Here is a 5,162-nt window from a genome sequence, read left to right as displayed (position 1 = left end):
GCCTGAGAGAAGTTTAGCCGGTGGGAGCGTTTTCACACAGCCTGGGCCAAAAGCAGACGCCAACCAACTGCTTGGCTCTTAAATATCGAGCTCTTCCCCGTCATGCTTGGCAATCCGCCCTACCGCATCCCGACTGGCGTCATCCCGAGCCGCCCCAGTGAGCTCGGTCAGCTGCCCGTTACGCATTTCCAGCAGCCGGTCGGCGTGTTCGAAGTAGTGGTCGTCGTGGCTGATGGCGAACACGGTATGGCCGCGGGCGGCGAAGGTGGGGAGTAGTTCGCGGTAGAACACGCGGCGGAAGGTGGGGTCCTGATCGGCGGCCCACTCGTCGAGCAGCAGGATGTCGCGGGATTCGGCCAGGGCCAGCATCAGGGCCACGCGTTTGCGCTGGCCCTGGGATAGCTGGGTGTCGAGGATGCGTTCGCCTTCGAGGGCGAGCTTGTCGGTGAGGCCCAGGCGTTCGCGCCAGTCCTGGATGAAGGTGGCGTCCACGGGAGCGCCGTCGCTGTCGAGCAGTTGTTCGAACAGGTGGAAGTCGGTGAATACAGCCGCGAACAGGTGTTGTAGCGAGGCGCGCCGGCTGGCGTCGATGACTTCGCCGTCGACGAGGATTTGCCCCGACTTGGGGGCATACAGCCCGGTGAGCAGGCGGGCGAGGGTGGTCTTGCCGCTGCCGTTGCCGCCGATCAGAAACACCAGTTCGCCGCGGCGCAGGGTGAGGTCGATGGGGCCGACGGAGAAGCCGCTGGGCGTATCCGCCTCGTCGCCGTCGTAGGCGAAGCAGACCTGGCGTAGTTCGATGGTCTGCCAGTTGGTGCTGATGGGCGCGGGTTGGTCGAAACCGTGGGCGTGTTCGGCCAGGGCCAGGGTGCGTAGTTTGTCGAAGGCGACCTGGGCGGCGATCAGCGTTGGCAGGGCGCCGATCGCGCCGATCAGCGGCGTGCGTACGAACAGCAGGGTGAGCGCATAGGTGGCAGCCACGGCCGGCGTGGCCCAACCGAGGCCGTTGGCGAGGAAGAACACCAGCCCGATCGCGCCCAGCATCATGATGTTGGTGCAGTTGTTGGCCGACAGGTGGAAGGTATCGGCACGGATGATGTGGCGCTGGTAGCGGCGGGCGTTGTCGGTATAGGTTTCGTCGAACAGGCGACGCGCGCGGGCGCGGTTCAGGCGTAGTTCCTTGCGGCCGTGGATGACATTTTCGTAGTCGCGATAGAGCGCGTCCTCGGCCTCGCGCACCAGCGCGATATGGTGATAGACGCGCCGTACCAGCCAGGCGCCAAAGCCCATGGTGGCGGCGATCCATACGGCAGTAATCAGCAGGATGGGCAGCGACAGCCAGGCCAGGTAGGCGATGCTGGCCACGGTAAGAATGCTGCCCTGAACCAGCTCCGGTAGGCGCACGAAGGCGATGGTGACGTTGCGCACGTCCGACGAAAGGGCGGCGAGCAGGCGGGCGCTGCCCAGGCGTTCGATCCGCTCGATATCGGTATCCAGAATCTGTTTGACCAGCCGCGAGCGCAGGTCGAACACGAAGCGATGGCCGAGCGTGGTCAGCCCGAGCTGGGAGGCCAGAGAAATCGCCAGCAGCAGGACGATGAGGCCGAAGAACTGGGGCAGGGCCGCCAGCGCGCTGCTGCCGGTTTCGATGAGCCGGGCATTGATGAAGGCGATCACGCCGATGCCGAGCCCCGCGCTGGCCATGCTGCCCACGAGCACGGCGATGAAGGCGGCGCGATAGTCGCGCCAGATCAGACGAAGCAGTTCCATGAGCGGTTATCCGGTCGCGCGCTTGGGCGCGCGCAGGTGCATGGCGCGCGGACAGTTTGAACACAGGCCCAGGCTGGGCTCGAGATCGCGCATGCAGCACAGGCGGCGGCAGTGGTCGGCGGGTTCGTCGTTGCCGTCGAGCGTATCGGGCGGGCAGGGCTTGTAGACGCGGCAAAACGGGTTGAAGCCGCCATCGGGACGCCGGCGTTTGCTGGTGAGCGCGCGGATGCGCGCGAGCCGTGCGGCCGGCAGACGGCCCTGTCGTTCCAGCTCACCCAGCGCCCAGTGGAAATACACCCCGGCGTTGCTCCAGAACACGCGCGGCGCCAACCCGCAATGCCGCGACAGCGCTGAGACCACCGGCGCAAAGGCCGCGTCGATGAGCGCGGAGAAATCGTGCCCCGGTGTGTCTGTGGCCATCACGGCATCGCCGGGGAACAGGAACTGTGCGGTGGTGGCATCGTCGTCGCAGACCACAGCGAGCGTAGTCAGGTCGAAAGCGAGCGCGCGGTCGGTGGCCGCCTGTACCACGAGCGTAGCGATGCCCAGCCGGGCAAAGAAATATTTCGACCACTGCGAGGCGCGCGCGCGGGCCTCGGTGCATTCGGTGTGTTCGCCAAAATGCACGAGCAACGGCACCAGCCGCGCGGGATCAGCCAGCGCAGCGCCTTCGAACGCGGTCCTCGGTGCCGCGCCGCGGCTGTCCTGGAAGACATCCGCAAATATGGCGAGATCGTCGTGGAAATGGTCAGCGAACATCGCAGCCGCAGCCGGTGACAAACGTTCTGGCACGCCAACGCGCGTCAGACGATAGGAATGATTATCAGTACGTTAACGCGCCCGCACCGGGGCTGGCCAGTCGTCGCGCCCGGGCCGGAAGAATTAATCTGACATTGCGCCTTGTCAGAAAGGGCGGAAATTGCTATTTTCAGATCATGCCCACGACCGGGCGCCCATTTTCGCTGCCGCGGAGTTCTCATGGCTGTTACCGAACTCGTCTCTCGTTTCAATCCGCTGACCACGCATCCGAAGATCGATACGGATATGCATATCGCGATCGTCGGCGCGGGGTTTTCCGGCCTGGGTATGGCCATCCGGCTCAAGGAGGCCGGCGTCGATACCTTCACTATTCTGGAACGTGGCAGCGAAGTCGGCGGCACCTGGCGCGACAACCACTATCCCGGCGCGGCCTGCGACGTGCATTCGCATCTGTACTCGTTTTCCTTCGAGCAGAGCGCGACCTGGTCGCGCAGCTTCGGCCAGCAGCCGGAAATCTTCGACTACATCAAGCGCTGCACCGAGAAGTACAAGCTGCGCGATCACGTGCGCTTCAACACCACCATCGTGGGTGCGGATTTCGACGAAAACACCGGCCTCTGGCACGTGCATACCGCCGACGGTGAAACGCTGACCGCCAATGTGGTGGTATCGGCGGTCGGCGCGCTGGCCGACCCCGCCTGGCCGCGTATCGACGGCCTGGACAGCTTTGCCGGCAAACTCATGCATACCGCCCAGTGGGACGACGATTACGACCTCGCCGGCAAGCGTGTAGCCGTGATTGGCTCCGGCGCGAGCGCCATTCAGGTGGTGCCCGAAGTCGCCAAACAGGCCAAGCAGCTCACCGTGTTCCAGCGCACGCCGAGCTGGATCATGCCCAAGCCCGACCGGCCGATTTCGGCCGAAGAGCAGGCCGAGTACAAGGAATCGCCGCTCAAGCTCTACAGCCGTCGCGCCAAGATCTACTGGATCAACGAGCTGTTCGCACCGTTCGTGATCTCCGATTTCGGCCCGCTCAAGCGCGTGGCCGAGAACATGGCCAAGGGCCATATCAAAAAACAGATCAAGGATCCGGCCCTGCGGCGCAAGGTGACGCCGGACTACAAGATCGGCTGCAAGCGTATTCTCATCTCGAACGACTGGTATCCGGCCCTGCAGCGCGACAATGTCGAGCTCATCGCCGACGGGCCGGCGAAGATCACCGAAAACGCCATCGTCACCCACGACGGGCGCACGATCGAGGTGGATGCCATCGTCTGTGCCACCGGCTTCAAGGTGCCCAGCAAGGCCGCGCCGTTTGCGATGACCGGTCGCGGCGGCGTCGACCTGAATGCCGCCTGGGACGACGGCGCCGAAGCCTATAAGGGCGTGACCGTCTCCGGTTTTCCCAATCTGTTCTTCCTCATGGGCCCGAACACCGGCCCGAGCCACACCTCGGTGCTGGCGTTCACCGAACAGCAGATGGACTACACCCTGCAGGCCATCGCCCATATGGCGAAAAAGAAGCTGCGCTTCATTGACGTTAAAAAGTCCGTGCAGGACAAGTTCAACCGTGGCATCCAGTGGCGGATGAAATACACCTCGTGGACGTCCGGTTGCAATAGCTGGTATCTGACCGATTCGGGCAAGAACACCACGCTCTATCCCGGCTTCAACTGGGAGTACAAGCTGCGCCTGATGCGTTACAAGCCGAGTGAATACGAAGAAGTGAAGCAAAGCGCCTCGAAGACGGCGCGTTCGCGCAAGAAAGCGGCCTGACGCCAGGCTTTCGCTGATCGAACCGGTCCCGAGCGTTGGTACTAACGCTCGGGGTTTTTTATGCGCTTCGGTCCGCTGCGGGCGTAGCTTGGATTAGCGCAGCGTAATCCAACGGTGAACGCAGCTCGCAGGGCCGCGCAGAGCCGGCTCGACTGTGCCCTTCGATTGCGCCACGGGGCGGTTTTGTTGGCTTACGGCCTTCGGCCTAAGCCATATATGGATCCGCTCCGGTAAGCAACCTCGATCATCAACAGAGCAGGCGGCGTCCGTATATTCGGCCTCGGTGTTGGCACATCCTTGGGTGCCGGGCCTTGATGAGTATTCGTACGCCCGAGCGCACAATCGACCTATCGGCCTCGCAGGCCTGTGGCTTAGTCGGCGTTTCAAGGGCGTCGGTTTGACCTGTTGTTCATCAGTCGCGATTGCCGACACGTGGCGGTGACCAGATTCAGGGCACCGCGTGATCGGTTGTCAGTGCATACACAGACCTTGGCTATTGCTGTGTGTGGCTTTGATGTTCGTCTGCACACGCATGGCTCAGGCCGCGCGATAGCGGTCGCCGCTGTACATCAGCGCCCAGAGAATGCGGGCGTTCTTGTTCGCCAGCGCCACGGCCGCCTTGTTGCGCCCGTTGCGGGCCACGCGTTGACGTAACCAGTCGCCACGTCGGCCCGGCAAATGCTCAACCCGGGTCAACAGCGCACGGGCGCCGTGAACCAGCAGCGTGCGCAGATAGCGCGAGCCGCGTTTGGTAATCGAGCCCAGCCATTGGCGATCGCCGCTGGAATGCTGCTTGGGCACCAGTCCAACCCACGCCGAGACCTGCCGGCCGTTGTCAAACAACGCCGCATCGCCGA

At 63.6% G+C, this 5,162-nt stretch carries 4 protein-coding genes; 1 reads left to right on the top strand and 3 read right to left on the bottom strand.

The genetic code is table 11. From position 1 onward, the window contains the following. Positions 1 to 78: 78 nt before the first annotated feature. Both T5B8_RS19870 and fhuF read right to left on the bottom strand, forming a co-directional pair. Positions 79 to 1,770, bottom strand: coding sequence for a multidrug ABC transporter permease/ATP-binding protein (locus tag T5B8_RS19870; protein ID WP_353180994.1), 1,692 nt, complete (start codon positions 1,768 to 1,770; stop codon positions 79 to 81). 6 nt (positions 1,771 to 1,776) lie between these two features. Beyond that, entirely contained in the window at positions 1,777 to 2,529 is a 753-nt protein-coding gene (fhuF, locus tag T5B8_RS19865) for a siderophore-iron reductase FhuF (protein WP_353180993.1), read from the bottom strand. A gap of 219 nt (positions 2,530 to 2,748) precedes the next feature. Here fhuF and T5B8_RS19860 point away from each other — a divergent pair, with 219 nt between their 5' ends. Beyond that, positions 2,749 to 4,305 (top strand): flavin-containing monooxygenase, encoded by a 1,557-nt coding sequence (locus T5B8_RS19860; RefSeq protein ID WP_353180992.1) that lies wholly within the window; start codon positions 2,749 to 2,751, stop codon positions 4,303 to 4,305. Between the two features lie 537 nt (positions 4,306 to 4,842). Here T5B8_RS19860 and T5B8_RS19855 read toward each other — a convergent pair. Then, positions 4,843 to 5,162 (bottom strand): transposase (locus T5B8_RS19855; protein WP_353180991.1); only part of this gene is annotated, 320 nt, incomplete at its 5' end.

It is taken from the genome of Salinisphaera sp. T5B8 (genome assembly GCF_040361255.1).
GTDB lineage: Bacteria > Pseudomonadota > Gammaproteobacteria > Nevskiales > Salinisphaeraceae > Salinisphaera.
This window is presented reverse-complemented; position numbering and strand designations above follow the sequence as displayed.

What these genes read in the sequence shown, in the direction of transcription:
- T5B8_RS19870 (WP_353180994.1), bottom strand. Translation starts at nt 1,770, where the DNA reads ATGGAACTGCTTCGTCTGATCTGGCGCGACTATCGCGCCGCCTTCATC.
- fhuF (WP_353180993.1), bottom strand. Translation starts at nt 2,529, where the DNA reads ATGTTCGCTGACCATTTCCACGACGATCTCGCCATATTTGCGGATGTC.
- T5B8_RS19860 (WP_353180992.1), top strand. Translation starts at nt 2,749, where the DNA reads ATGGCTGTTACCGAACTCGTCTCTCGTTTCAATCCGCTGACCACGCAT.